The organism is Streptomyces sp. NPDC085866 (genome assembly GCF_044541035.1).
Classification (GTDB): domain Bacteria; phylum Actinomycetota; class Actinomycetes; order Streptomycetales; family Streptomycetaceae; genus Streptomyces.
Genome location: NZ_JBITSQ010000031.1, coordinates 17,244 through 41,880, shown reverse-complemented (window position 1 = coordinate 41,880; position 24,637 = coordinate 17,244). Strand labels below are relative to the sequence as shown.

Genomic DNA, 24,637 nt, shown 5'->3' with positions numbered 1-24,637 from the left:
GCAGGGGTGGAAGCGGACGGCGCGATTCGGGTCGCCGGGTGCGGTCGGCACCGTGCGCGCCGTGCGGTCACCTGGTCCCGGTCAGGTGGGCGAAGACCACCACGTTGCTCGTGTAGCCCGTGCGCCGGCTGAACAGACCGCCGCAGGTGAGCACGCGCAGCTCCGGGCGACGGGCCGGGCCGTACACCTCCTTGTCGGGGAAGTCGGCCTTGTCGAAGACCTTCACCCGGTCCACGGTGTAGACGGCGGTACGGCCGTCCGCCCGCTTGGCCTCGATCAGCTTCCCGGGCTTCACCTGGGCGAGTGCGGCGAAGACGGCGGGGCCGGTCCTGGTGTCGCGGTGGCCGACGGCGATCGCGGTGCCGGACTCCCCCGGCGTGGCGCCGCCCTGGTACCAGCCGATCTCCTTCGGCCGGTCGAGCGGTGGCGTCTCCAGCTGCCGGTCCCGGTCGAGCCGTAGCCCGATGACCGGCGCGTCGATCCCGAGGGACCGGATACGGAGGGATGTCGGGCGGGACCGGGGCAGCGGGCGGGGCGGGGGCGTCGGGCGGGCCGGGGCTGGATCCTCCCGGCCGGCGCCCCGCCCGTCGGTGCGGGCGGAGCCCGGGTCGGCGGCCAGGCCGCCCGCCCGGAGGGAGGCGGCCGGCCCGTCGTCTCCGCCGCACCGGACGCCCACCGTCACCAGGACGGCCGCGAGCAGGGCCGTCCTGGTGAGACGGTAGGCGCGGGTCCGGTACCACGGCCTGCGTCTGAGCCTACGCGGCGCCATGCGGCCGTCGGCGGATCAGGCGGAGGTACGCCACCCCGCTGACCGCGACCAGTCCCACGGCCGCTGCCGCGGCCACGGGCGAGAAGGCACCCGAAGTGTCCACGAGGCCGCCACCGCCCGCGTGCACACCGCCCTTCGGGCCGTCGTTGTGGTCACCGCCCTGACCCCAGGCCGCGTCACCGCGCTGGTCGCTCTGCTGATCCTTCTGCGGGTCCTTCTGCTGGCCGTCCTGCTGGTTGTTCTGCTGGTGGTCCTCGATCTGGCCCGGAGCGTGCGCCCCGTCCTCCTTGGCCAGGTCACGGCAGTTGACACGGAAGACCTTCTCCTTGGTGGCACCCGCGACCACCCAGGTGATCTTGTACTGACCGTCCGCCAGCCCCAGCGGGTCGGTGTGTCCGGCGCCGCCGGCGAGCGGGACGGCACCGGTGACGGTGGCGGACGTGGGCAGCGGGGGCTGCGGCGTGATGGTGTACGGGATGCTGGACAGGGTGTCGAAGTTGACGGCGTCGAGATAGAACCGGCAGACCTGCGACTCGTCCTTCCCCGTGCCGGGAAGCGCGAAGACCCGGTGGACCCTGATGTCGCCGTTTTCCCCTTGGGCCACCGCGGTCGGCGCCGCCACCCACGACGCTCCCGCCGCGGCGAGGGCGGTAAGGACGACGGTGGCGCCCGCGCGGGAGCCGACGGCACGTGGGAGTGTCAGGGTGGGCATGCGCATTCCTCCGAGTTCAGACGATTTTCATATAAATCGGTCTTTCGCCTGGACTCTGCTTCACGAACACCTTGCCCCGCGGCACGACGCCCGGCGCGTCGTCAGATATCGCTCGTGCGGCGCAATACCGAGCGTCCGGGCCGCTCCCCCTCCGCTCGTCCAGGACCTTCGGGTCGCCCCGGTGACCGCAGCGCCACCCCCGACGACAGCAGCAGCAACGCCCCGAGCATCACGAACGGCGCGGCCACCCCCGCCACGCCCGCGACCAGGCCCGCGGCGGCCGGTGCGGCGACCTGGCCGAGCCGGTTGCCGGTCAGCCGCAGCGCGAGCGCGGTGGAGCGGGCACCCTCGGGGGCGGCCTGGACGACCGTCGTCATGGACAGCGGCTGCCCGACACCGAGGCAGAAGCCGAGGACCGTGAGCATGAGGCCGAGCACCCACACCGGCACGGGCAGGGCCACCCCGGCGCACAGGACGGCCGCGAGGAAGCAGGTCACGGTGAGCAGCGCGGGCCGCCCGAGCAGCCGGAGCAGCGGGGTCAGGACCAGACGGCAGGCGATGGTGGCCCCGGCGCGCAGGCTGAGCAGGACACCCACCACCGACGGGGCGATGCCCCGGTGCTCGCCGACCACCGGGAGGTAGGCGGTGAGGATGTCGGTGGCGGAGAGCACGGAGAGGCTGATGAGCATGCCGGCGGGCACGCCCCGGGCGCGCAGGATCCCGCCGACGGGCACCCGGTCGCCTTGCAGGGAACGGGGGTTGACGGCCGCACGGTCCTCGATGCGCCACAGCGAGGTGAACGCGACCGCACCCCCCACGCCCGCCACCACGAGCGCCAGCGCGCTGCTGCCCGCCATGTCGGGGCCGCCGATCAGGGCTCCCGCGGCGACCGGGCCGATGAGCTGGCCGAGGGAGGCGCCGATGGTGAAGTGCCCGAAGTTGCGGTCCTGTTCGTGCGGCGCGGACTGGCGGGCCACCAGGGACTGGGCGCCGATCACGAAGCACAGATGACCGAGCCCCATCACCCCGCTCCACAGGGCCGTCGCCCACAGGGAGTTGACGACTCCGCTCAGTACGCAGCCGCCGGACACGAGGACCACGCCCACCGGGAGCAGGGGTGCGCAGCGGCCGTGGTCGGTGCGCCGGCCGAGCGGTACGGCGGCGAAGAGCGGGAGCAGGGCGTACATGCCCGCGATGACGCCGACCGCCCGCTCGTCGGCGCCCAGCGCGAGGGCCCGGTAGGAGACGGCGGGGCGGGCCATCGACACCGCCCCCTGCGCGAAGCCGAAGGCGATGACGAGACGGAGCAGCCAGCCGCGGTTCCCACCGGGCGCCATGGACGTGCCCTCCTCGAGAGATCAGATGATGCCGAAGAGGATTCCCGCCCCGAGCACCACGAGGGAGGTCAGGGCGGCCCACTTCACGACGAACCTGGTGTGGTCGCCGAACTCGACCTTGGCCATGCCGACGAGGACGTACACGGCCGGGACGAGCGGGCTGGACATGTGCAGCGGCTGGCCGACGAGCGAGGCGCGGGCGATCTCGAGGGAGGAGACGCCGTGCGCCTGACCGGCCTCGGCGAGCACCGGCAGGATGCCGAAGTAGAAGCCGTCGTTGGACATGAAGTACGTGAGCGGGATGCTCAGCACACCGGTGACGAAGGCCATGTGCGGGCCCATGCCGGCGGGGATGTTGTCCACCAGCCACTCGGCCATGTGGTCGACCATGCCGGTGCCCTGCAGGACTCCGGTGAAGACGGCGGCGGCGAAGACCATGCCGGAGACGTTGAGGACGTTGTCGGCGTGCGCGGCCAGGCGGGCCTTCTGGTCCGGCATGTGCGGGAAGTTGACGGTCAGCGCGAGCGCGGCGCCGATCAGGAACAGCACCGGGATCGGCAGCCACTCCATGATCATGGCGGTGAGCAGGGCGACCGTGAGCAGTGCGTTGAACCAGTAGAGCCCGGGGCGCAGGGTGGCGCGGTTCGGGTCGAGGCCCTGGAAGTGCTCGTCCTCGGGCTCGTCGGGCAGGTCCGCGCCGGTGCCGGAGCCACCGGCGCTCCGGGGGCCCTTGCCGGTGCCGGCACCGACCAGGACGGCCTCCGTGCGGGTCTCCTCCACCAGCACCTCGTCCAGCGTCAGCACGCCGAGCCGCCCCCGCTCGCGGCGGCCGAGGACGTAGGCGAGGGCGAAGACGAACAGCAGGCCCATCGCGAGCGCCGGGATCATCGGCACGAAGATGTCGCTGGCGTCCAGTTTCAGCGCGGTCGCGGCCCGGGCGGTCGGACCGCCCCAGGGCAGCGTGTTCATCACGCCGTTGGCCATGGCGGCCACACCGGTCATCACGACCAGGCTCATCTTCAGGCGCTTGTACAGCGGGTACATCGCCGAGACCGTGATCATGAAGGTGGTCGAGCCGTCGCCGTCGAGCGACACGATCGCGGCGAGGACGGCCGTCCCGACGACGATCCGCAGCGGATCGGCCTTGCAGAACCTCAGGATCGCCCGGACGATCGGGTCGAAGAGGCCGACGTCGATCATCACACCGAAGTAGACGATCGCGAACATGAGCATCGCCGCGGTGGGGGCGAGGCCGGTGACGCCGTCGATGACGTAGTCGCCGAGCTTGGCGCCCTTGCCTACGAAGACGCAGAACAGTGCCGGGATCAGCACGAGCGCCGCGATCGGCGACATCTTCTTCAGCATGATCAGGACCAGGAAGGTCGCGATCATGGCGAAGCCGAGGATGGTCAACATGAGTGGATACCTAACGTTCGCCCTTGAACATCCCACCTGGGGCTGGCGGTGCGACGACGTTAGGTCCCGTCAAACGGCGTTAACAAGACGTTGACACGCGAGCAATAAGCGCAAAACTCCAGGTCACAGCTGTGCGGCGAGTGCGGCGACCTCGACGGGTACTCCGTTGAGGACCGCGTTGCCCGACAGCGGGTCGAGCAGGCTGCCGTCGAGGAGCTGGTTGACGTTGACACCGGGCTCCCGGACCGCGTGGCTCATCCGGGTCCCGGGGCGGTCGTGACCCCAGCCGTGCGGCAGGCTCACCACGCCCGGCCGGACGCCGTCGGTGATCTCGGCGGGCGCGACCACCTCTCCCCCGGCCCCCTTCACGCGTACGTCCGCCCCGTCCCGCACGCCCAGACGCTCCGCGTCCTCGGGGTGGATGTGGAGGGTGCAGCGGTTGCTGCCGCCGGTGAGGGCGGGCACGTTGTGCATCCAGCTGTTGTTGGAGCGCAGATGGCGGCGGCCGACGAGGACGAGCCCCGCGGGGCGCTCGCGCAGGGCCGCCCGGAGCCGGGGCAGGTCGCCGGCGATCGGCTCGGGCAGCAGCTCGACCTTGCCGCTCACGGTCTTCAGCGGCTGCGGCAGCCGGGGCCGCAGCGGGCCGAGGTCGATGCCGTGCGGGTGGGCGAGCAGCCGGTCCAGGTTCAGCCCGTCGGGTCGTGCGCCGAAGCCGTCACCGTAGGGGCCGAGGCGCAGCATCAGGTCGAGCCGGCGCTCGGGGCCGGTGTCCCCGGTGAGCTGTGCGGCGAGTTCCTTCGGGTCGCGGCCGTGCACCGGGGAGTGGGGCTCCTGGACGGCCTTGCCGAGGGTCTGCTCGATCACCATCGCGTCGACCGCGCCCGGGTCGGCGCCGTGCATGCCGATCGCGGCCAGGGTCAGCCGGGCGAGGATCTCGGTCTCGGCCATGCGGCCGGGTTCGAGGGGTACGGCGGGGCGGCTGTAGCGGACCTGGTTGCGGACGGCGAGGGTGTTGAAGGCGAAGTCGTGGTGCGGGCTCTGCGCGGGCGGCGGCGGGGGCAGCACGACGTCGGCGTGGCGGGAGGTCTCGTTGAGGTAGGGGTCGACGCTGACCATGAAGTCCAGCGAGTCCAGGGCCTTGTCGAGGCGCAGACCGTCGGGGGCGGACAGCACCGGATTGGCCGCGACCACGACGAGCGCGCGGACGGGCTTGCCCGCCTCGGTGACGGTGTCGATCTCCTCGGCGAGCGCGGAGAGCGGCAACTCGCCCTTGGCCTCCGGAAGTTGCCGTACGCGAGAGTGCCAGCGGCCGAGCGTGAAGCCGTGTCCGGGACCCGCCGGGCGGGGCGTCCTGTCGGTGGCGGCCTGCGGGAACAGGGCGCCGCCCGGCCGGTCCAGGTTGCCGGTGAGGATGTTGAGGACGTCGACCAGCCAGCTCGCCAGAGTGCCGTGCGGGACGGTGCAGCTGCCGATGCGGGCGTAGACGGCGGCGGTGGGGGCGGCGGCGAGTTCGCGGGCGAGGGTACGGATGAGGCCGGGCTCGACGTCGCACGCCCCGGCGACGGCCTCGGGGGTGAACTCCCGCAGGGATTCACGGAGTTCGGGCAACCCCTGGACATGCGGGGCGAGGTCCCCGAGGTCGGTCAGGTCCTCCTCGAACAGCACGGTGGTCATCGCGGCGAGCAGCAGGGCGTCGGCGCCGGGCCGGACGGCGACGTGCCGGTCGGCGAGCTTCGCGGTCCGGGTGCGGCGCGGGTCCACGACGGTGAGCCGGCCGCCGCGGGCCTTGAGGGCCTTGAGCTTGCCGGGGAAGTCGGGGGCGGTGCACAGACTGCCGTTGGACTCCAGGGGGTTGGCGCCGATGAGGAGCAGATGGTCGGTGCGGTCGAGGTCCGGCACCGGGATGGCGTTGGCGTCGCCGAAGAGCAGCCCGCTGGAGACGTGCTTGGGCATCTGGTCGACCGTGGAGGCGGTGAACAGACTGCGGGTGCGCAGCGCGCCGAGCAGGACCGGCGGGTAGAGGGCACCGGCCATCGTGTGCACGTTGGGGTTGCCGAGGACGATCCCGAGGGCGTCGGCGCCGTACCGCTCCACGACCGGGCGCAGACCCGCGGCGACCGCGTCGAAGGCCTCCTCCCAGGTGGCCTCGCGCAGGATGCCGTCCTCGCGGACGAGCGGGGTGCGCAGCCGGTCGGGATCGCCGTCGACGGCGCCGAAGGAGGCTCCCTTGGGGCAGATGAATCCCTTGCTGAAGACGTCCTCGCGGTCGCCGCGGGCGCCGGTGACACGGGTGCCCTCGATGGTGAGGGTCAGCCCGCAGGTCGCCTCGCACAGGGGGCAGATTCGCAGGGCGGTGCGGGACACGGGTCCTCCCGGAGGGTCGGCGGTGGCCGTACCGCTGGGGCACAGGCGAGCTCGGGCCGAGCATACCGACCGGTAGGCATGGTGGGGAGCCCCTTGTCGCCGCCGGGATCCTCACGATGGGCTCAGTCGAGCACACGCCCCAGGTACGCCCGCAGCAGCTCCCGTGTCTCGTGGATGATCGCCTCGTCGCCCTGGGGGTCGATCCGGAAGGCCAGCTGCACGAGGGTGTCCGCGCTCTCCACGGCGACCAGGAAGACGCGTCGCAGCTCTTCGTCCGGGGTGCGGCCTAGGTAGCCGGAGAGCAGGTCGGTGAGGCGGTCGGCGACCCGGGTGTTGGGTTCGGCCTGGCGGACGCCGACCGGGATCTGGTTGCCGAAGTCCACGAGGGAGAAGCCGGGCGCGGTGCGCTTCATGCCCAGGTACTCGTCCAGCACGGCGTCCATGGCACCCCGCCAGTCGCCCCGCTGCGCCTCCTCGAGGCGCCGGGTGACGCGGTCGGTGTACCGCTCCAGGTTGCGCTGGGCGAGGGCGTCGGCCATCTGCCGCTTGTTGCCGAAGAAGCGGTAGACCGAGCCGATGGGCACTCCGGCGCGCAGGGCCACCGCGCGGGTGCTCAGCTCGTCGTAGCCGACCTCGTCGAGGAGGTCGGCGCAGGCGTCCAGGATCCTGGTCAGCCGTTCGGCGCTGCGCCGCTGGACAGGCGCGCGACGAAGCGATGTCGCGTGGGGCACGGACTTCATGATGCCTTTCCGCCGGGGTCTGGTGAACCTCGCCCCCCAGTACGGAAAAGGGTGCCCGTTGCACTCATCAGGGTGTCGACGCCGGCTCCGTCTCCGCTGCGGACGCCGTGATGTCGGCGGTGCTCTGGACCGGCTTGCCCTGCACGGCCCACACCGTGCCGTCGTCGGCGTACAGGCGGGCGGTGACGTGGTGGGTGCCGTGCGGGACCAGACGGGGGGCCAGGTGGTACTCGGGCGCGCGCAGCCGGGCCACCGGGCGGCCGTCGACGAAGAGGGACGCGAGGCCGCACCCGGGGACCGCCTTCGACCGCGCGCCGGCCGGGGAGAAACGGAAGTGGCGCAGGCTCAGCCGCACGCCCCAGCCGCCGGCGGCGTCCGGGGTCACCTCGACGCCGACCTCGGGCGCGTCCTCCTTGCCGACCTCGCGCAGATGCCGGCCGGCCTCGTCCGTGTCGTCCAGGACCTTGCCCACCGGCGAGGGCGAGATGGCACCGGCGCCCCCGCGCGCCTCGTCGGTCCCGCAGCCCTGCACCCCGAGCGGCAGCAGGACGCAGACCGAGAGCAGGGTCAGGGCTCTGCGCCTCCACGACGTCCACGACATGCCCGGGAGATTAGAACAACGTTCCGCCAACCGAATCCCCCTTAAGTCTGGTTCCGGCCCTACCCCGGAGGAAGGACGACCCGAGGCCCTCTTGCGCCCGCCCGCGCTCATTCCTACGGTGATGCATAGGAATGAGGAGCGCAAGGGAGCGATCATGAGCGGGGACGCACGGAAGACCGCCGAGGGCCTGTCGTATCTGTCCGGGTTCGGCAACGAACACGCCTCGGAGGCGGTGCCGGGTGCCCTGCCCGAGGGCCGCAACTCGCCGCAGCGCGCGCCGCTCGGCCTGTACGCCGAGCAGCTGAGCGGTTCGGCCTTCACCGAGCCGCGGGCGCACAACCGCCGCTCCTGGCTGTACCGCGTCCGCCCGTCGGCCGCACACCCGGCGTTCACCCGGACCGGCAACGGCGCGATCCGCACCGCCCCCTTCACCGAGACCGTGCCGGACCCCAACCGGCTGCGCTGGAACCCGCTGCCCGAGCCGCCGGCCGGCACGGACTTCCTGGCGGGCCTGTGGACCCTGGGCGGCAACGGCGACGCGAGCCAGCGCACCGGCATGGCCGTACACCTGTACCACGCCAACTCCTCGATGGAGCGGGTCTTCTCCGACGCCGACGGGGAGCTGCTGATCGTGCCGGAGCGCGGCGGGCTGCTGCTGCACACCGAGTTCGGCAGGCTCCATGTGGAGCCTGCCCATGTGGCGCTGATTCCGCGTGGGGTGCGCTTCCGTGTGGAGCTGCTGGACACCGCATCGGACGGCGGGCAGAGCCCGACGGCGCGCGGCTATGTGTGCGAGAACTATGGGGCGCCCTTCCAGCTTCCCGACCTGGGCCCCATCGGCGCCAACGGGCTCGCCAACGCCCGGGACTTCCGGGCGCCGGTCGCCGCGTACGAGGACGTGGAGGGCCCGGTGGAGGTGGTGAACAAGTTCTGCGGCAACCTCTGGACGGCGACGTACGACCACTCGCCCCTCGACGTGGTCGCCTGGCACGGCAACCATGTGCCGTACGTCTATGACCTGCGCCGTTTCAATGTGATCGGCACCATCTCGTACGACCACCCGGACCCCTCCATCTTCACGGTCCTGACCTCCCCGTCGGACACCCCGGGCCTGGCCGGGGTCGACTTCGTGGTCTTCGCGCCCCGCTGGCTGGTGGGCGAGGACACCTTCCGGCCGCCGTACTTCCACCGGAACGTGATGAGCGAGTACATGGGCCTCGTCGAGGGCGCCTACGACGCCAAGGCGGAGGGCTTCGTGCCGGGTGGCGGCTCGCTGCACAACATGATGTCCGCGCACGGCCCGGACCGGGAGACCTTCGACAAGGCGAGCGCCGCCGAACTGAAGCCGCAGAAGATCGACGACGGGCTGGCGTTCATGTTCGAGACGCGCTGGCCGGTGACGCTCACCCCGCACGCGGCCGAGGCGGACCACCTCCAGCAGCGGTACGACGACGTGTGGCAGGGACTCGAGCGTCACTTCCGCGCGCTGTGACGCCTGCGTTGCACGGAACGTTCCTCAACAGGTACGGATAGCCATGTGACCTCCTTCGCTCCGGATTCGATCGTCCTGAACCGCAAGCTGCCGCTGTGGTACCAGGTGTCGCAGTCGCTGCGCGCCTCGATACTCGGCCGCTCGCCACGGGATCCGCTGCGCCTGCCCACCGAGGAGCAGCTGGCAGAGCACTACGGGGTCAGCGTGCTGACCATGCGGCAGGCGCTGAAGGAGCTGGAGGACGAGGGGCTGATCAGCCGGCACCGGCGGCGCGGCACGTTCATCGAGCCGGATGTCCGGCGCGGTGCCCCGGTGCGGCTCCTCGGCTCGGTTGACGCGATCGTGGCCCAGCAGTCCGGCATGACGACCGAGCTGCTGGACCACGGCAGCGTCCCCGTGCCGGCCGATCTCGTCGAGCACTTCCCGGACCTCACGGAGGTGGCGACGTACCACCGCCTGCGCAGCGACGAGACGACCGGCGAGCCGACCAACCACGCCCTCAACCACGTACGCCCCGAACTGGCCGCGCGCATCGACCTGGACGACCTCGCCCGCTGGCCGATGACGAAGGTGCTGCGGGACGTCGTCGGGGCGGACATCAGCCGCATCACGGACACCGTGGAGGCGAGGCTCGCCGACCCGGAGACCGCCCGGCTGCTCGAAGTGCCGCTGCTCAGCCCGATCCTGCACTACACGGGCGTGACGTACGACGCCGAGGGCCGGGTCCTGGACGTGGCGGTCATCCACTACCGGGGGGACCGCTTCTCCTTCACGGTGACCCTGGAGGCGTGAGCGCTTCGCCGGGAGTGCCGCGATGGCCGCCGATCGAACACGGCCCCGCGCCCCCTTGGGGCGCTGCCGTACCATGCCCAGCGTGACGCGCGACGACGCTCCGCTGCTCGCGGACCTCATGCCGTGGTCCGTCGCACCGCTGCGGCCGGGCCGCGCCTGGCCGACGGCACCCGACGCGGCTTCCCTGAAGGCCCGCTGGGACGCCCTGCTCAAGTCCGAAGGGCCGGACCGGGAGACCCTGTTCGAGCCGACCCGCTCCCGCACGCCGCAGTCGGCGGTGGGGCAGCTGCCCGGCCAGTCCACCGGCACCGAGCGGCTGGCGCGCGCCGAGGGCCCCTGCGCCGAGCCGGTACGGGTCCTGGCGGCGCCCTTCGACGAGCAGTGGCTGATCCCGGACCACCGGCTGATCGACACGGCCCGCCCGGAGTTGTGGCGGGTGGCGGACGAGCACCAGGTGTTCGTGGTGGAGACAGGCGCGGAGACGACCGAGCACACCCCCCTCCTGGCGACTTCCCTCCTCCCCACCCTGCGCACCGGCCGCATCCGCCCGCTGTACCGCCGCCCGGGCGGCACGGAACCGAACCTGGCACCGGGCCTGCTGGACCACCTCTCCGCCCGCCTCGGCACACGCCCCACCCCACCGGACGTACTGGCGTGGATCCTGGCGACGATCCGCCCCGACCTCACCGTGCCGCTCACCGAGGACACGGAACTCTGGTCCGGGGGCGTCGAGCTGGGCCACCGCATGCTGTGGCTGATGCGCCGCGACGGCGACCGCCCCAAACTCCCCGGCGGCCGCCGCCCCTACGTCCGCGCACCCCTCCCCACCCGCCCCGCGACCCTCGACTACGACCGCGACGAGGAGACCCTCCACCTCGACGAGGGCCGCATCTCCCCCGTCCCGCCGGAGGCCTGGGACTACGAGGTGTCCGGAGTCCGGGTCCTGGAAGCCTGGTTCGCGGCCCGCACCGCCCCGGCCGACCCGGGCACGCTGGCCGCCATCCGCCCGGCCACCTGGCCGCAGCCCTGGACGTCCGAACTCCTCGAACTCATCACGGTCCTGGCCCTGCTGTCGGAACTCCGCCTGCAGCGGACCGACTTGAAGCCGACTTCGACGATCACCGCGACCGACCTCCGCACGGCGGACATCCTCCCGGCGCCGGACTCGTCCCACCGCCCCGCCTCGGTCCTCGACCACCACGAGGAGGGCCCGGAGGGCCAGTTCGCGCTGCTCTAGTGCCGGTCGTCCAGGGCGGACGTCCATGGCCCGGCCGCCGAACCACCCCGGCTAGCGCGGCGAGAACGCGTCCAGTACCCGCTCCAACGCCCGCTGGAAAACCGCCTCCAGATCAACCGGCCCCGGATCCTCCCTGAACGCCGCCGCCATCCTCGGATACGCGCCGGAGGCGAGCCGGCCGCCCAGGTACGCGGCACGTGCCGCGTTCTCCTCGTCCTCCGACCAGGGCAGGGCGCGTACCCGCTCAGCCGTGTCGAACTCGTTGCGGACGTAGGTGGTCACCACGCCGTTCAGCATCGCGATCAGTTCGAGTTTGGTGCCGTTGGACACCTCCAGCGGGTCCAGGCACGCCAGGCAGTGCTCCAGGTAGCGAAGAGCATGCGGGCTGAAGCCGTAGACGGGGGACATCAGGCGCGGCACCCACGGATGGCGGTGCATCAGCGCACGGGTCTCGTGCGCCACCCGGAGCAGATCCGCCCGCCAGTCCCCGCCGGGCTCCCACGGGACGTGCTCCGCGCTCACGGCGTCCATCATCAGCTCGTACAGGTCCTCCTTGCGGGGGACGTAGTTGTAGAGCGACATGGTGCCGCAGCCCAGCTCGGCCGCGACGTGCCGCATCGACACCCCGTCGAGCCCCTGCGCGTCGGCGATCCGGACGGCCGCCGCCGCGATGTCGTCGCGCGTGTAGGCCGGCTTCGGGCCCCGGCCCGTGCGCTCGGGGCGCGCCCAGATCACTTCGGGGACGACCCCTCGGACTGCCATCGATCATCACCTCGGCCACCATCGTAGTTACGTACGTCGTACGTAGTGCGATATGGTCACGACATGACTACTACGTACGCTGTACTCAGTGAGGGGCTGGAGAAACGCTTCGGCGCTGTGCACGCCCTGCGCGGGCTCGACCTTGCCGTGGGGCAGGGGACGGTGTGCGGGCTGCTGGGCCCGAACGGCGCGGGGAAGACGACGGCGGTACGGCTGCTGACCACGCTGCTGCGGCCCGACGCGGGTTCGGCGCGGATCGCCGGGCACGACCTGGTGCGGAACCCGGCCGCGGTACGGCACCGGATCGGGGTCACCGGGCAGTACACCTCGGTCGACGGGGACCTCACCGGCCGGCAGAACCTGCGGCTGTTCGCGCGGCTGCACCGGGTGCGGGGCCCGGCCGGCCGCGCCGACGAGCTGCTGGAGCGGTTCGGTCTGGCCGAGGCCGCGGACCGCAGGGCGTCCACCTACTCGGGCGGCATGCAGCACCGGCTGGACCTCGCGGCGAGCCTGGTCCGCCGGCCCGACGTGCTCTTCCTCGACGAGCCGACCACCGGACTCGACCCGGCCAGCCGCACCCGCGTCCGGGAGGCGGTGCGCGACCTGAAGGCCGACGGCACGACGGTGCTGCTCACCACGCAGTACCTGGAGGAGGCCGATCAACTCGCCGACGACATCGCCCTGGTGGACCGGGGCAGCGTCGCGCACACCGGGTCGCCCGCCGAACTCAAGGCGCTCATCGGGTCGTACGCCGAGGCCGTCGTCGCGCACGCCGACGGGCTGCCGCAAGCGGCGGCCGTGCTCGACCGGCTCACCGGCTCCGCGCCCGTGTTCGACCGTGAGCGCAACGCCGTCGGCGCGGTCGCCGCCGACCCGACCCTCACCCTGCCCCGCCTGGTGCGCGAACTCGACGCGGCCGGGGTGCCGTTGCTCGACGCGAGTCTGCGGCCGCCGACCCTCGACGACGTCTTCCTGCGGCTCACCGCAGGGTCCGCCGACGACAGGGAGCTGGTGGCATGAGCACGTTGGCCCACGACGGAGTGGCCATGACGGGCCGGCAGCTGCGCCGGGTCCGCAACAACCCCGGCCTCGCCGTGCTGACCCAGCTGATGCCGGTCAACATGCTGCTGTTCTTCGGCTACGTCTTCGGCAGCGCCCTGGCGGTGCCCGGCCGCGAGTACCGTTCCTTCCTCGTGCCGGGGCTGTTGGTCGCGACCGCCGCCGGCGGGCTCATGACCGGGATGTTCCAGGCCGCCGCGGACACCCACCGGGGTGTGATGGACCGCTTCCGCACGATGCCGGTGAGCCGGGCCGCCGTGCCGCTCGGGCAGGCGGTGGCGGACCTCGTCGTCACCACCCTCGGCACCGTGCCCCTGCTGCTGGTGGGGCTCGCGGTGGGATGGCGGGTCGAGGGCTCCGCGCTCGCCGCCGCCGGAGCGGTGGGACTGCTGCTGCTCTTCCGGTTCGCCTGCACCTGCGCCGGGATCTTCCTGGGGCTGCTCACCCGCAGCGAGGACGCCGCCGGGCAGCTCGGCGCCTCCTCCTTCGTGCTGCCGCTGCTGTCGAACGCATACATCCCCACCGGCAACCTGCCCGGCTGGCTGCGCACGCTCGCCGAGTGGAACCCGATCAGCGCCGTGACCACCGCCCTGCGCAAGCTGTTCGGAAACGCGCGGGTCCCGGCGGACTCCGCCTGGCCGGTGGCCCACCCGGTCGCCGGGGCGCTGCTGTGGAGCCTCGTCCTGATCGCCGTGTTCCTGCCGCTCGCCGTACACCGGTACGCGCACGGCGAGCGATGACCCACTGCTGACAAAGTCGCCGGTCAGGGGAGATCATCCACCCCATGGATCTTCTCCCGCTGCCCCTGGAGGGCATCACCGTCGTCGCCGTCGAACAGGCCGTGGCCGCGCCCTTCGCGACCCGGCAGCTCGCCGACCTGGGAGCCAGGGTCATCAAGGTGGAGCGGATCGACGGCGGCGACTTCGCACGCGGGTACGACACCGCGGCCGCAGGTCTCGCCTCGCACTTCGTGTGGTGCAACCGGGGCAAGGAGTCCATCGCCCTCGACCTCAAGAACCCGCGTGGCCTGGACGTCGTACGGCGGCTGATCACGGACGCGGACGTGTTCGTGCAGAACCTCGCCCAGGGGGCCGCGGCCCGGCTGGGGCTCGATGCGGCCACGCTGTGCGCGGCGGACCCGCGGCTGATCGCCGTGGACATCTCGGGGTACGGCAGCTCGGGGCCGTACGCGGACAAGCGGGCGTACGACATGCTCGTGCAGTGCGAGGCGGGGCTGGTGTCGGTGACCGGCACGCCCGGGCGGCCCGTCAAGGCGGGGATCCCGGCGGCGGACATCGCGGCAGCCATGTACGCCTTCTCGGGGGTGCTGGCCGCACTGGTGCGGCGCGGCACGACCGGTCGGGGCGGGCCGGTGGAGGTGTCCATGCTGGAGGCGCTGGCCGAGTGGATGGGACATCCGCTGCACCACGCGATGCACGGGGGTGAACCCCCGGCCCGTACCGGGCTCGCACACGCCGTCATCGCGCCCTACGACGCCTATGCGACGGCTGACGGCGGGCGGGTGCTGTTGTCGGTGCAGAACGACCGGGAGTGGCGACGGCTCGCCGAGCAGGTCATGGGACGGCCGGAACTGGGGACGGATCCGGCCTGTGCGACGAATGCGGCGCGGGTGGCCAACCGGGAGCGGACCGACGAGCTGGTCGCCGGGGCGCTCGGCGTGCTGAACACGGACGAGGCGCTGGCCCGGCTGGAGCAGGCGGGCATCGCCTGCGCACGGCTCAGGGACCTGCACGAGCTCGCGGAACATCCGCAGCTGACGGCCAGGGAGCGGTGGCGTCAGGTGGGTTCGCCGGTCGGGCCGCTGAAGGCGTTGCTGCCTCCCATCACACTGCCGGGCGGGGACGAGGCACGGATGGGTGATGTGCCCGCGCTCGGACAGCACACCGGGGCGCTGCTGCGTGCCGTGGGGATGACGGACGACGAGATCGCAGCGTTGCGCCGGGCCGGTGTGGCGGCCTGAGCGCGGGCCTCCTGGATCGGAATCCAGGGACTGCCGGTTCGCTCGGTGACCGCTCAGTGTCCGCCGAACAGCGAGCGGCGCAGCCGACGCAGCGGCGCGAAGAGAGAGACGCGGCTGACCCGCCGGCCTCGGTCACTGCGCTCGTGCGGGGTGTCACGTGCCGTCAGCTCGCGCATCAGCGAAGTCGCCTCGGCCGCCTTCTGGTGCGGTACGGCGGGACCCGCCAGCACCGAGAGATGGCGGTCGAGGCGCGAACTGGTCGCGCTGCTCCCGCAGGTGATAGCAGGGACCCTGGCCCTGCTGCGTGTTATCTGCTCCATGTCACTCCCCACCCGTACGAGTCCACCCGGCCCGGGCAGAGTAACCCTATCTCCCCAGTGGGGCATGCGTGTATCGCGCCCACAGGATTCACCTTCCCCGCAAGGCGGTTGACCATCCCTCGATGACTACTCTCCGAATCCGACCGATTTCAGGGTGAGTTGGACAAGCGGCTGACCGGTGGGCTGTGCTGACCCTCCGTCAGGCTCGACGGTTACTGCGAGTGACGTCGAGGACTTGCCGAGACCCTTGGCGACCAAGGGCGTGTCGCCCGCGAAGAGCCCGAGGGAGCGTGGTTGCACATGGGGGCGCATGAGCCAGAGCTGGTGCACGCGGCCGCCGGACGGGGTGCCGTATCCGCTGAGGGTGACGACGGCCCGCCCCTCCGATGCGGAGGCGATTACTCCGATACTGCGGCCCCGCGCGTCCTCGCTGCTCGCGGCGCGGGCGTCGGGAGCGGCCAGAACGTGTGCGATCTCACGCGCCTGGGACCGTTCGGCGTCGAGCTGGTCCCGGGTGCGGTTCGCCTGGACCGCGAAGAGGGAGGCGACGACGAGGGCCGCGGCCGCGGTCGCCGTGGCGAACGGGACGAAGAGGGGGCGCCCACGGGGCGTACGGGTGCGCGACGGAGGAGGCTGAGTGCCCCAGACGTGCGGCGGCAGTTGGGGTGTGCGCTCCCGCGCGGGCGCGGGCGCGTGCTCCTGCGGGGTGGTGCGGACGGCGGCCAGGACCCGGTCGCGCAGGGTGGCCGGCGCGGGAGCCGCCGTGGACCAGGCGAGGCGCACCGCGTCCTCGGACAGGGCCCGCACCTCGGCGGCGCAGCGGTCACAGCCCTTGAGGTGCTTCTCGAAGCGGCGCCGCTCGGCGGGGTCGAGGGCGTCGAGCGCGTAGGGAGCGGCGAGGGAGTGCAGGTCCTCGCGGCCCAGCATGCGGCCGAGGATGCTCATGCGGCACCTCCCAGGCACTCGCGCAGCCGGGTGAGTCCGTCGCGCATCCGCGTCTTGACCGTGCCCAGCGGCAGCTTCAGCCGCTCGGCCACCTCACGGTACGTGTAGCCGTCGTAGTAGGCGAGCGTCACGGACTGGCGCTGCAGCGCGGTGAGCCGGTCCAGGCAGCGGCGCACCCACTCGCGCTCCAGACCGGCCTCGACCTCCTCGGCCACATGGTCGAAGGCGGGTTCCCCGGCGCGCAGGGCCTCGCGCTGTTCGCGTTCGCCGGCCGCGCGGGCGCTGCGCACCCGGTCGACGGCGCGGCGGTGGGCGAGGGTGAGGATCCAGGAGAGGGCGCTGCCCCGGGCGGGGTCGAACCGGGCGGCGGAGCGCCACAGTTCGAGCAGCACCTCCTGGGCGACCTCCTCGGACTGGGCGGGGTCGCGCACCACCCGTCGTACGAGCCCGAACACCGGTCCGGACACCACTGCGTACAGATCCTCGAACGCCCGCTGGTCACCGCCCGCCACGAGCACGAGCAGTTCGTCCGCCTCCACCCCGGTCCCCCTTCCGTGGCCGCAGCCGGCCGCCCTGCCTCTGACTCCACGCATCCGCACGAGCGCACACCTCCGGCGGGTGATACGGATCGGCGGGCCGAAAACGCGGGTTTGAAATGCCGAAAAGATTTTTTCCGTCGGACCAATCCGATCGGCTCCTCGGCTCCGTATACCCGTCCGTCAAGGCAAGTTGGCACTGAGGACGGACGGCATGACACCTCTCATCTCCAGGAGCGGCACGGGACGCAAGGGCCTGGTCACGCTCATCTGTGGTGCGCTGGCCGCCGGAGGGCTCGCAGCCGCCGGCGTCGCCACGCTGGAACCCGGGGCGGCATCCGCCTCCTCCCACCGGGAGGCCCCGCTGATCTCGGGGACCCCGCAGTACGACAACACGGACCTGTACGCGTTCGTGAGCCCGGACAAGCCGGACACCACGACGATCGTGGCCAACTGGATCCCCTTCGAAGAGCCGGCCGGCGGACCGAACTTCTACACGTTCGCGGACGACGCGCAGTACGACATCCACATCGACAACAACGGCGACGCGCAGGGCGAGCTGCTGTTCCGGTACACGTTCAAGACGCACGTCAAGAACAAGAACACCTTCCTCTACAACACGGGGGCGGTGAAGAGCCTCGACGACCCGAACCTGAACATCACGCAGACCTACGACATCGACCTGGTCAAGCTGCACAACCAGAAGGTGGTCTCCAAGACACGGCTCGCGGACAACGTGCCGGTCGCGCCGTCGAACGTGGGCAAGGCGTCGATGCCGGACTACGCCAAGCTGCGCTCCCAGGCCGTCTACAAGACGGCGGGCGGTGCCGCGACCTTCGCCGGCCAGGCCGACGACCCGTTCTTCGCCGACCTTCGCGTCTTCGACCTGCTCTACGGCGGGAACCTCTCCGAGGTCGGACGGGACACGCTCAAGGGCTACAACGTCAACACGATCGCGCTGCAGGTGCCCAACGACCTGATCCGCGAGTCGTCCAAGCAGCCGATCGTCGGCATCTGGTCGACGACGCAGCGCAAGAACGCGCAGGGTTACTACGAGCAGGTCTCGCGCCTGGGCAACCCGCTGGTGAACGAGGTCGTCAACCCGCAGAAGGACAAGGACAAGTTCAACGCGTCCCAGCCCTGGTACGACGCGCAGTTCCTGAAGAACGTGACCAACCCCGAGCTGCCGAAGCTCATCGAGTCGATCTACAAGATCAAGGCTCCCGCCGAGCCGCGCAACGACCTGGTCGACGTGTTCCTCAAGGGCGTCAAGGGCCTCAACCAGCCGCCGTACGTGAAGCCCGCGGAGGAGCTGCGGCTGAACACCTCGATCAAGCCGAGCATGCACCCCAAGCGGCTGGGCGTCCTCGACGGTGACAACGCGGGCTTCCCGAACGGCCGTCGCCTCACGGACGACGTGATCGACGCCTCCCTCCAGGTGGTCGAGGGCGAACTGGTCGGTTCCAAGAACGACTTGGGCGACGCGGTCGACAAGAACGACAAGGGCTTCGAGAAGTACTTCCCGTACGTGGCCGAGCCGACGGCCGGTTCCCGCGGCGCCCTGGCCAAGGGCACGTCCGGCAACGCCGACGTCCGCAGCCAGCTCGGCGACGCCCTGCAGCCGGCCGGGTCCTCCTCCGACGGCTCCGGCAACACGATGCTGATCGCCGCCTCGGCGGCCTCGGGTGCGGCCGGGATCCTGCTGATCGGCACCGCCTTCGCCTGGTGGCGCCGACGGATGCAGCGCCCGTACTGACCCGCACCCCCCTGACCGGCGCGGCCCGTATCCCCCTCCCCCACGGCGGGCCGCGCCCTTCTTCTTCCGAGCACGACCAGGCGACCGAGGAGAGGGCATGTCCCCGCGTACGAACGACGACGAGGCCGACAAGCGGCCGGTGAGCACGGGCGGGGATGCCGCTTCGACACAGGCCGCTCCCGAGGCCGCACCGACCGGGTCCGAGACGGAGCCGGGGGATCCACGCGTCGCCGCAGTCCGCCGGGTCGCCGCCATCGGGCGGCGCCGGCGGGCGGTTCGACTGGGCAGTTGTGCCGCACTGTTGGCCGTCGCGCTGACGGGTGCGGCGATCGCCGTCGGGGCGGCACGGGACGGCGGGCCCGCGGTGGCGGCCGCCTCCACCGCCGTCGATCCCGGGGTGCTGGGCAGCGGGAATCTGGACGCGAGCATCGCCGCACTCCAGGTGCATCTGCGGTCCCAGCCGAGGGACTTCGGCAGCTGGGCCACCCTCGGCCTGGCCTACGTCGAGCAGGCGCGGACCAAGGGCGACCCGGCCCGGTATCCGCAGGCCGAGAAGGCCCTGAAGCGCGCTCTGGACCTGTCCCCCGGCAACGACCAGGCCCTGGCCGGCCGGGCCGCCCTCGCCGCCGCGCGACACGACTTCAAGGACGCCCTGACCTACGCGGACCGGGCCCTGAAGCAGAACCCGTACAGCGAGCGCGCCCTGTCCTTGCGCATCGATGCCCTGGTCGAACTGGGCCGGTACGCCGAAGCGGACCAGGCCGCCAAGACCGCCGACACGCGCAAGCCGGGCGTGCCGGTCTTCACGCGGTACGCGTACGTGCACGAGCTGCGCGGCGACGTGACGACCGCCCGGCGCGTGCTCAAGCAGGCCCTCGCCGCGGCCACTTCGCCGGGTGATGTCGCTTACGTGGCCGCCCAGCTCGGTCAACTCGCCTGGAACCAGGGCGACTACGACTCCGCGCTCACCTACTACGCACGGGCCCTGGCCGCCGACGAGAACTACCTCCCCGCGCTGGAGGGCCGGGCCCGCGCCCAGGCGGCGAGCGGCGACCGGGACGAGGCGATCAAGGGTCTGGAGACCGTGGTCTCCCGCTATCCGCTGCCCGGACCGCTCGTCGAACTCGGCGAGCTGTACGAGGCCCGGGGCGCAGCCGGCGACAAGGCCAGGGCGCACGACCAGTACGCGCTCGTGGACGCCTGGATCGCCCTGGCCCGCGCCAACGGCGTCAACGCCGACCTCGACACCGCGCTGGCCGCCGCCGACCACGGCGACAAGACGTCCGCCCTGCGCGCGGCCCGCGCCGAGTGGGCCCGCCGGCACACCGTGCACACCGCGGACGCGCTCGCCTGGGCGCTGCACGTCAACGGCCGTGACAAGGAAGCACTTCCCCACGCCCGCCAGGCCACGGCCACCGGCTACCCCAGCGCCGCCTTCCTCTACCACCGCGGCATGATCGAGCTGGCCACGGGCCACACCAAGGACGGACGCGCCTCGCTGAAGGCGGCCCTGAAACTGAACCCCGGCTTCTCTCCCCTGGGCGCGGCCCAGGCCCGCAAGGCGCTGGAGGCCGCCCAGTGAACCTCCGTCGCCCGCTCGCCTGTGCCGCGGCGGTCCTCACCGCCGCCTGCGCCCTCGTGCTCACCCCGGCCACGGCCGCGAGCGCGCACCCGCTCGGCAACTTCACCGTCAACCGCTACGACGGTCTCGTCGCCGCCCCCGGACAGCTCCGCGTCGACCATGTGGAGGACCTCGCCGAGATCCCGGCCACCCAGGCCAAGCCGGACATCGAGCGCCTGGGCCTGTCCACGTGGGCCGAGCAGCGGTGTGCCGCGGCCGCGAAGGGCAGCAGGCTCACCGTCGGCGGACGGCCCGCCCCGCTCACCCCCGGCTCCGCCCGTGCGAGCCTGCGGCCCGGGCAGGCGGGGCTCAACACGCTGCGCGTGGAGTGCCGGTTCACCGCGCCGCTCGCCCGGGGGAAGTCCGTCACCCTCGGCTTTCACAGCGCGGGTGCCACCACCGGTCCCGGCTGGCGGGAGATCACCGCGCGCGGCGACCGCATGACGCTCACCACGACGGACGTGCCGAAGAAGTCGGTCTCGCACGAACTCACCAGCTACCCCAAGGACTTGCTGTCGTCCCCCGCCGACACCGCCACCGCCTCCCTGCGGGTGCGCCCCGGCGGCCCGGCCCTCGCGCAGGAGCGGCAGGACGCCCCCGGCGCCTCCGTACTGCCGCGGGGCGCCGACCGCTGGACCCGAGCCCTGGACGACCTCGTCGCCCGCCATGACCTCACCCTCGGCTTCGCCGCGCTCGCCCTGCTCATCGCCGTCGTCCTCGGCGCGATGCACGCCCTGGCTCCGGGCCACGGCAAGACCCTCATGGCCGCGACGGCGGCCGCGCGCGGAGGCCGGGCCCGGATGCGGGACGTGCTGCCCCTGGCCGCCTCGGTCACGGTGACGCACACCCTCGGCGTGGTCGCCCTGGGTCTGCTCGTCACGGCCGGTTCCGCAGCCACGCCCTCGGTCATCGCCTGGCTGGGCATCGCCAGCGGCGCCCTGGTGCTCGTGGCGGGCGCGAACCTCGTGCGCCGTGCCTGGCGCAACCGCACGCACGCACATCCGCACCCTCATCCCCACCCCCACCCGCATGCGCACAAAGAAACCGAAGAACGCCCGCTGGTCCTGGTCGGCGCACACCAGGACCAGGAAGCAGCCCACGCTCATCACCACCACCACGACGACGGCCACCATCACCACGACGGCCACCACCATCACCACCACGAGCACGAGCACGAGCACGAGCACGGCGTGGTGCACACCCACGGCGGCCACACCCACAGCCACCCCACCGCCCCCACCATCCGCGGCACGATCCTGCTCGGGTTCGCCGGCGGTCTGGTGCCCAGCCCCTCCGCGGTCGTCGTGCTGGTCGGTGCCGCGGCACTCGGGAAGGCCTGGTTCGGGCTGCTGCTCGTCGTGGCGTACGGCGCCGGGCTGGCGCTGACGCTCACGGCGGCCGGGTTCGCCGTCGTCCGGCTGGGCTCGGGCGTCACCCGGGTGCTGGACCGGCGCCCGCGCTGGACCGCACACCCGGTTGCCACTCTCGTGCGCCGGACCCTGCCGCTCGCGTCCGCGCTGGTCGTCGTCGCCCTGGGTGCCGGATTGGTGCTCAAGGGGGCCGCATCCGCGCTCGGCTGAGCTACTTTTGTGGAGAATTCACGTGAGATGCCGTGGGGGTCGCCCGTGTCCGAAGAGCCGGGCCGTGAACGAGTGATCGCGGGCCGCTACCGTCTGCTGTCCCCGCTGGGCGAGGGCGGCATGGGCACCGTGTGGCGCGCCCGTGACGAGGTGCTGCACCGCGAGGTGGCGGTCAAGGAGGTGCGGGCCCCGGCCGGGCTGCCCGCTTCGGACGTCGAGCGGATGTACGCCCGCCTGGAGCGCGAGGCGTGGGCGGCGGCCCGGGTCGCCAACCGCAACGTGGTCACGGTGTACGACGTGGCCATGGAGGGGGGCCGCCCCTGGGTCGTGATGGAGCTGGTGCGCGGGCTGTCCCTCGCCGACCAGTTGGAGGCCGAGGGTCCGCTGCCGCCGCAGCGGGCCGCGCACATCGGTGCCGAGGTGCTGGCCGCGCTGCGTGCCGCGCATGCCGTCGGGGTGCTGCACCGGGACGTGAAGCCGGCCAACGTGCTGCTGGCCAACGACGGCCGGGTCGTGCTCACCGACTTCGGCATCGCGACGGTCGAGGGCAGTTCGGCGCTGACCATGACGGGCGAGGTGATCGGCTCGCCCGAATTCCTTGCTCCGGAGCGGGCCTTGGGCCGTACACCGGGCCCGGAGTCGGACCTGTGGTCGCTGGGCGTGCTGCTGTACGCGGCCGTCGAGGGCAACACCCCGTTCCGGCAGGACACTCCGCTGAGCACCCTGCGTGCCGTGGTGGACGAGGAGTTGCCGCCGCCGCTCCGGGCCGGACCACTCGCCCCGGTCATCGAGGGGCTGCTGCGCAAGGATCCCGCCGAGCGGCTGTCCGGCGAACGGGCCGAGCACGATCTGCGGATCGTGGCGGCGGGCGGGTCTCCCGGGCCGGCGCGCACGGAGTCGATGCAGGCCTCGCCGTACGCACCGACGATCGCGGCCGAGTCCCGACGGCCCTCTCCCACACCGCCGTTGCCTCTGTCCACCGGGTCCCCGGAGCCACAGACCACCACCGTCGAGCCGCGACGCAACCGGCGGGCCGGCGTGGTGCTGGTCGCCGGTCTCCTCGCGGTCGTCCTGGCGGTGGCCGGACTGACGTACGCGCTGCTCAACCAGCACAACGGCGGCGGTGGCGGGAACACCGGCGCGCACACCAGCCGGGCGAGCGGCACTACGCACTCCCCCAGCCCGAGCACCAGCGCCCACTCGGACACCGCGGCGCCGCCGCCCGCGCGGAGCAGCAGCGCCACGGCGAGCAGTCAGCCGGCCCAGTCCGTGCGGGTCACCCTGACGGGCGCCCACACGGAGTACGACGGAAGCTGCCCGCCGCCGACCGCGCAGGCGCCCACGTTCACGGCGACGTTCACGGTGGGGCGGGTGCCCGCGCAGGTGGAGTACCGGTGGGTGCTCGCGCACGGGTCGGTCTCCGACCCGGGGTGGAAGACGCTGTCGTTCCCCGCGGGCGGCGGGAAGACCCGGCAGGTGCAGGTGGTCGTGACCGCCTACTCCGACAGCGGGACGATCGAGAACGAGATCAGCGTGGAGGTGCGCAGTCCGGTGCGGACCACGTCGAACCCGGTGCCGTTCACGGTGACCTGCGCAACGACGGAGACCCCGACGGACGGGGCCTCCGCTTCACCTTCGGCCTCGTGAGGGTCAGGCCGCGTTCGTGAGCACCGGCAGGTAGCCGCCGGACTGGCCGGCCGCGGTGGGGTGGTACGACTCGCCGATCGAGAGCCAGTTGACGCTGTGCAGCCAGGAGTCGCCGGAGCAGATCTCGTGGCCGGTGAACGTGGTGCGGACGTCGCCGAAGACGAAGTCGTGGTCCAGGGCTCGCTTCTGGATGGCGGCGTCGATGTAGTCGGCCGCGCCGTTGATCGCGGACCGCTTGGTCTCGGAGAGTCCGAGGCAGGTCTGGCCGAGCTGGTAGAAGCGGGGGTAGCCGATGACGACCACCCGGGCGGACGGGGCTTTGGCGCTGATCGCGTTGTACACGGCGTCGAGCTTGCCGGGGAGCGTCGAGTCGACGTACGCCTTCGCCGTGTTGATCCGGGACAGGCACGAGCTGTCGGACTGGAGCACACAGGTCGTCATGACGTCGGCGAAGCCGGCGTCGTTGCCGCCGATGGTGATCGAGACCAGGGCGGTGGAGGAGTTGAGCGAGCCGAGCTGATTGGCGAGCACGTCGTCCGTCTTGGCGCCCGAGCAGGCGTTGAAGGCGAACGAGGACGGGCTGTGAGCGGCGTTCCACAGGTACGGGTACGCCTTGGTGCTGCGGTCGCAACTGCCGCTCGAGCTGATGTAGCTGCCCGCTCCGACTCCGGAGGAGTAGGAGTCGCCGAGCGCCACATAACCGCCGTTCGCGGCAGCCGTGGAGGCCTGCGCCGTGGCGGCCCCGGTGAGGGCGAGGCCGGTGGCGAGGAGGAGCGAGGTCACGTATGCCGCAAATCGGGAACGTCTCATGGAACCTCCCTTTAGCAGGATCTCTGCCACAACTGTCGTAGCAACTACGCGTGTTGACTGGAAGTGTTCATGCCAAGACTTTTTAGGCCTCAACGACGTCTCGACGGGATCGACTCAGGACGTTCACGGACCAGATATTACGTGTACACGTCATCTCTGT

General features: G+C 72.1%; 22 protein-coding genes. 10 read left to right on the top strand and 12 right to left on the bottom strand.

Features of this window, described 5'->3' with window-relative positions:
- Positions 1 to 67: 67 nt before the first annotated feature.
- The 7 genes from ACIF83_RS44630 to ACIF83_RS44600 form a co-directional block, all read right to left on the bottom strand.
- Positions 68 to 769 (bottom strand): class F sortase, encoded by a 702-nt coding sequence (locus ACIF83_RS44630; protein ID WP_399736249.1) that lies wholly within the window; start codon positions 767 to 769, stop codon positions 68 to 70.
- Positions 756 to 1,481, bottom strand: coding sequence for a hypothetical protein (locus ACIF83_RS44625; protein ID WP_393476337.1), 726 nt, complete (start codon positions 1,479 to 1,481; stop codon positions 756 to 758). Before ACIF83_RS44625 ends, ACIF83_RS44630 begins: the two co-directional genes overlap by 14 nt.
- Positions 1,482 to 1,582: 101 nt before the next feature.
- Entirely contained in the window at positions 1,583 to 2,818 is a 1,236-nt protein-coding gene (locus ACIF83_RS44620; RefSeq protein WP_399736246.1) for an MFS transporter, read from the bottom strand.
- A gap of 21 nt (positions 2,819 to 2,839) precedes the next feature.
- Entirely contained in the window at positions 2,840 to 4,234 is a 1,395-nt protein-coding gene (locus tag ACIF83_RS44615; RefSeq protein ID WP_393476342.1) for a CitMHS family transporter, read from the bottom strand.
- Positions 4,235 to 4,357: 123 nt separating this feature from the next.
- Positions 4,358 to 6,598: a molybdopterin oxidoreductase family protein gene (locus ACIF83_RS44610; RefSeq protein WP_399736243.1), complete on the bottom strand. Its 2,241-nt coding sequence runs from the start codon at positions 6,596 to 6,598 to the stop codon at positions 4,358 to 4,360.
- 122 nt (positions 6,599 to 6,720) lie between these two features.
- A complete protein-coding gene (locus ACIF83_RS44605; RefSeq protein WP_393476347.1) occupies positions 6,721 to 7,338 on the bottom strand; it encodes a TetR family transcriptional regulator in 618 nt (205 codons plus the stop codon).
- A gap of 67 nt (positions 7,339 to 7,405) precedes the next feature.
- Positions 7,406 to 7,939 carry a hypothetical protein gene (locus ACIF83_RS44600; protein ID WP_399736240.1) on the bottom strand — a complete coding sequence of 178 codons (534 nt, stop codon included), beginning with the start codon at positions 7,937 to 7,939 and terminating at the stop codon, positions 7,406 to 7,408.
- A 154-nt stretch (positions 7,940 to 8,093) separates the two neighbouring features.
- Between ACIF83_RS44600 and hmgA the strand changes: the two genes are divergently transcribed.
- The 3 genes from hmgA (at position 8,094) to ACIF83_RS44585 (ending at position 11,460) form a co-directional block, all read left to right on the top strand.
- On the top strand, positions 8,094 to 9,431 hold the full coding sequence (gene hmgA / locus ACIF83_RS44595) for a homogentisate 1,2-dioxygenase (protein ID WP_393476351.1): 1,338 nt from the start codon (positions 8,094 to 8,096) through the stop codon (positions 9,429 to 9,431).
- Between the two features lie 45 nt (positions 9,432 to 9,476).
- On the top strand, positions 9,477 to 10,223 hold the full coding sequence (locus ACIF83_RS44590) for a GntR family transcriptional regulator (protein WP_393476353.1): 747 nt from the start codon (positions 9,477 to 9,479) through the stop codon (positions 10,221 to 10,223).
- A gap of 73 nt (positions 10,224 to 10,296) precedes the next feature.
- Entirely contained in the window at positions 10,297 to 11,460 is a 1,164-nt protein-coding gene (locus tag ACIF83_RS44585) for a type ISP restriction/modification enzyme (protein WP_399736236.1), read from the top strand.
- Between the two features lie 51 nt (positions 11,461 to 11,511).
- Here ACIF83_RS44585 and ACIF83_RS44580 read toward each other — a convergent pair whose 3' ends face one another.
- Positions 11,512 to 12,222, bottom strand: a complete 711-nt coding sequence (locus ACIF83_RS44580) for a TetR/AcrR family transcriptional regulator C-terminal domain-containing protein (RefSeq protein ID WP_393476359.1) — start codon at positions 12,220 to 12,222, stop codon at positions 11,512 to 11,514.
- Between the two features lie 63 nt (positions 12,223 to 12,285).
- Between ACIF83_RS44580 and ACIF83_RS44575 the strand changes: the two genes are divergently transcribed.
- The 3 genes from ACIF83_RS44575 to ACIF83_RS44565 are packed head-to-tail and all read left to right on the top strand — an operon-like array spanning position 12,286 to position 15,262.
- The gene (locus ACIF83_RS44575; RefSeq protein WP_399736233.1) at positions 12,286 to 13,242 is read left to right on the top strand and encodes an ATP-binding cassette domain-containing protein; all 957 of its coding nucleotides are present in this window, start codon (positions 12,286 to 12,288) and stop codon (positions 13,240 to 13,242) included.
- The gene (locus ACIF83_RS44570; RefSeq protein ID WP_399736230.1) at positions 13,239 to 14,021 is read left to right on the top strand and encodes an ABC transporter permease; all 783 of its coding nucleotides are present in this window, start codon (positions 13,239 to 13,241) and stop codon (positions 14,019 to 14,021) included. The genes ACIF83_RS44575 and ACIF83_RS44570 overlap by 4 nt, the downstream gene beginning before the upstream one ends.
- Positions 14,022 to 14,065: 44 nt before the next feature.
- Positions 14,066 to 15,262, top strand: a complete 1,197-nt coding sequence (locus tag ACIF83_RS44565; protein WP_399736227.1) for a CaiB/BaiF CoA transferase family protein — start codon at positions 14,066 to 14,068, stop codon at positions 15,260 to 15,262.
- Between the two features lie 53 nt (positions 15,263 to 15,315).
- Here ACIF83_RS44565 and ACIF83_RS44560 read toward each other — a convergent pair whose 3' ends face one another.
- From ACIF83_RS44560 to ACIF83_RS44550, 3 genes are all read right to left on the bottom strand, one after another.
- A complete protein-coding gene (locus ACIF83_RS44560; protein ID WP_393476371.1) occupies positions 15,316 to 15,582 on the bottom strand; it encodes a hypothetical protein in 267 nt (88 codons plus the stop codon).
- Between the two features lie 126 nt (positions 15,583 to 15,708).
- Positions 15,709 to 16,527 carry an anti-sigma factor domain-containing protein gene (locus tag ACIF83_RS44555; protein ID WP_399736224.1) on the bottom strand — a complete coding sequence of 273 codons (819 nt, stop codon included), beginning with the start codon at positions 16,525 to 16,527 and terminating at the stop codon, positions 15,709 to 15,711.
- On the bottom strand, positions 16,524 to 17,066 hold the full coding sequence (locus tag ACIF83_RS44550; protein ID WP_393476375.1) for a sigma-70 family RNA polymerase sigma factor: 543 nt from the start codon (positions 17,064 to 17,066) through the stop codon (positions 16,524 to 16,526). Before ACIF83_RS44550 ends, ACIF83_RS44555 begins: the two co-directional genes overlap by 4 nt.
- Positions 17,067 to 17,277: 211 nt before the next feature.
- Between ACIF83_RS44550 and ACIF83_RS44545 the strand changes: the two genes are divergently transcribed.
- The 4 genes from ACIF83_RS44545 (at position 17,278) to ACIF83_RS44530 (ending at position 23,667) form a co-directional block, all read left to right on the top strand.
- A complete protein-coding gene (locus tag ACIF83_RS44545) occupies positions 17,278 to 18,819 on the top strand; it encodes a DUF4331 domain-containing protein (RefSeq protein WP_393476378.1) in 1,542 nt (513 codons plus the stop codon).
- A 97-nt stretch (positions 18,820 to 18,916) separates the two neighbouring features.
- Entirely contained in the window at positions 18,917 to 20,401 is a 1,485-nt protein-coding gene (locus ACIF83_RS44540; RefSeq protein ID WP_399736220.1) for a tetratricopeptide repeat protein, read from the top strand.
- Positions 20,398 to 22,020, top strand: coding sequence for a sulfite exporter TauE/SafE family protein (locus ACIF83_RS44535; RefSeq protein ID WP_399736216.1), 1,623 nt, complete (start codon positions 20,398 to 20,400; stop codon positions 22,018 to 22,020). The genes ACIF83_RS44540 and ACIF83_RS44535 overlap by 4 nt, the downstream gene beginning before the upstream one ends.
- Before the next feature lie 27 nt (positions 22,021 to 22,047).
- Entirely contained in the window at positions 22,048 to 23,667 is a 1,620-nt protein-coding gene (locus tag ACIF83_RS44530) for a serine/threonine-protein kinase (protein WP_398140841.1), read from the top strand.
- A 3-nt stretch (positions 23,668 to 23,670) separates the two neighbouring features.
- On the opposite strand, the gene ACIF83_RS44525 is transcribed toward ACIF83_RS44530, so the two are convergent.
- Positions 23,671 to 24,477, bottom strand: a complete 807-nt coding sequence (locus tag ACIF83_RS44525; RefSeq protein WP_393476386.1) for an SGNH/GDSL hydrolase family protein — start codon at positions 24,475 to 24,477, stop codon at positions 23,671 to 23,673.
- Between the last annotated feature and the right edge of the window lie 160 nt (positions 24,478 to 24,637).

Bases quoted from the DNA above. Each gene is read 5' to 3' on its own strand.
- ACIF83_RS44630 (WP_399736249.1), bottom strand. From the start codon at position 769: ATGGCGCCGCGTAGGCTCAGACGCAGGCCGTGGTACCGGACCCGCGCC.
- ACIF83_RS44625 (WP_393476337.1), bottom strand. From the start codon at position 1,481: ATGCCCACCCTGACACTCCCACGTGCCGTCGGCTCCCGCGCGGGCGCC.
- ACIF83_RS44620 (WP_399736246.1), bottom strand. From the start codon at position 2,818: ATGGCGCCCGGTGGGAACCGCGGCTGGCTGCTCCGTCTCGTCATCGCC.
- ACIF83_RS44615 (WP_393476342.1), bottom strand. From the start codon at position 4,234: ATGTTGACCATCCTCGGCTTCGCCATGATCGCGACCTTCCTGGTCCTG.
- ACIF83_RS44605 (WP_393476347.1), bottom strand. From the start codon at position 7,338: ATGAAGTCCGTGCCCCACGCGACATCGCTTCGTCGCGCGCCTGTCCAG.
- ACIF83_RS44600 (WP_399736240.1), bottom strand. From the start codon at position 7,939: ATGTCGTGGACGTCGTGGAGGCGCAGAGCCCTGACCCTGCTCTCGGTC.
- hmgA (WP_393476351.1), top strand. From the start codon at position 8,094: ATGAGCGGGGACGCACGGAAGACCGCCGAGGGCCTGTCGTATCTGTCC.
- ACIF83_RS44585 (WP_399736236.1), top strand. From the start codon at position 10,297: ATGCCCAGCGTGACGCGCGACGACGCTCCGCTGCTCGCGGACCTCATG.
- ACIF83_RS44580 (WP_393476359.1), bottom strand. From the start codon at position 12,222: ATGGCAGTCCGAGGGGTCGTCCCCGAAGTGATCTGGGCGCGCCCCGAG.
- ACIF83_RS44575 (WP_399736233.1), top strand. From the start codon at position 12,286: ATGACTACTACGTACGCTGTACTCAGTGAGGGGCTGGAGAAACGCTTC.
- ACIF83_RS44570 (WP_399736230.1), top strand. From the start codon at position 13,239: ATGAGCACGTTGGCCCACGACGGAGTGGCCATGACGGGCCGGCAGCTG.
- ACIF83_RS44565 (WP_399736227.1), top strand. From the start codon at position 14,066: ATGGATCTTCTCCCGCTGCCCCTGGAGGGCATCACCGTCGTCGCCGTC.
- ACIF83_RS44560 (WP_393476371.1), bottom strand. From the start codon at position 15,582: ATGGAGCAGATAACACGCAGCAGGGCCAGGGTCCCTGCTATCACCTGC.
- ACIF83_RS44555 (WP_399736224.1), bottom strand. From the start codon at position 16,527: ATGAGCATCCTCGGCCGCATGCTGGGCCGCGAGGACCTGCACTCCCTC.
- ACIF83_RS44545 (WP_393476378.1), top strand. From the start codon at position 17,278: ATGACACCTCTCATCTCCAGGAGCGGCACGGGACGCAAGGGCCTGGTC.
- ACIF83_RS44540 (WP_399736220.1), top strand. From the start codon at position 18,917: ATGTCCCCGCGTACGAACGACGACGAGGCCGACAAGCGGCCGGTGAGC.
- ACIF83_RS44530 (WP_398140841.1), top strand. From the start codon at position 22,048: ATGCCGTGGGGGTCGCCCGTGTCCGAAGAGCCGGGCCGTGAACGAGTG.
- ACIF83_RS44525 (WP_393476386.1), bottom strand. From the start codon at position 24,477: ATGAGACGTTCCCGATTTGCGGCATACGTGACCTCGCTCCTCCTCGCC.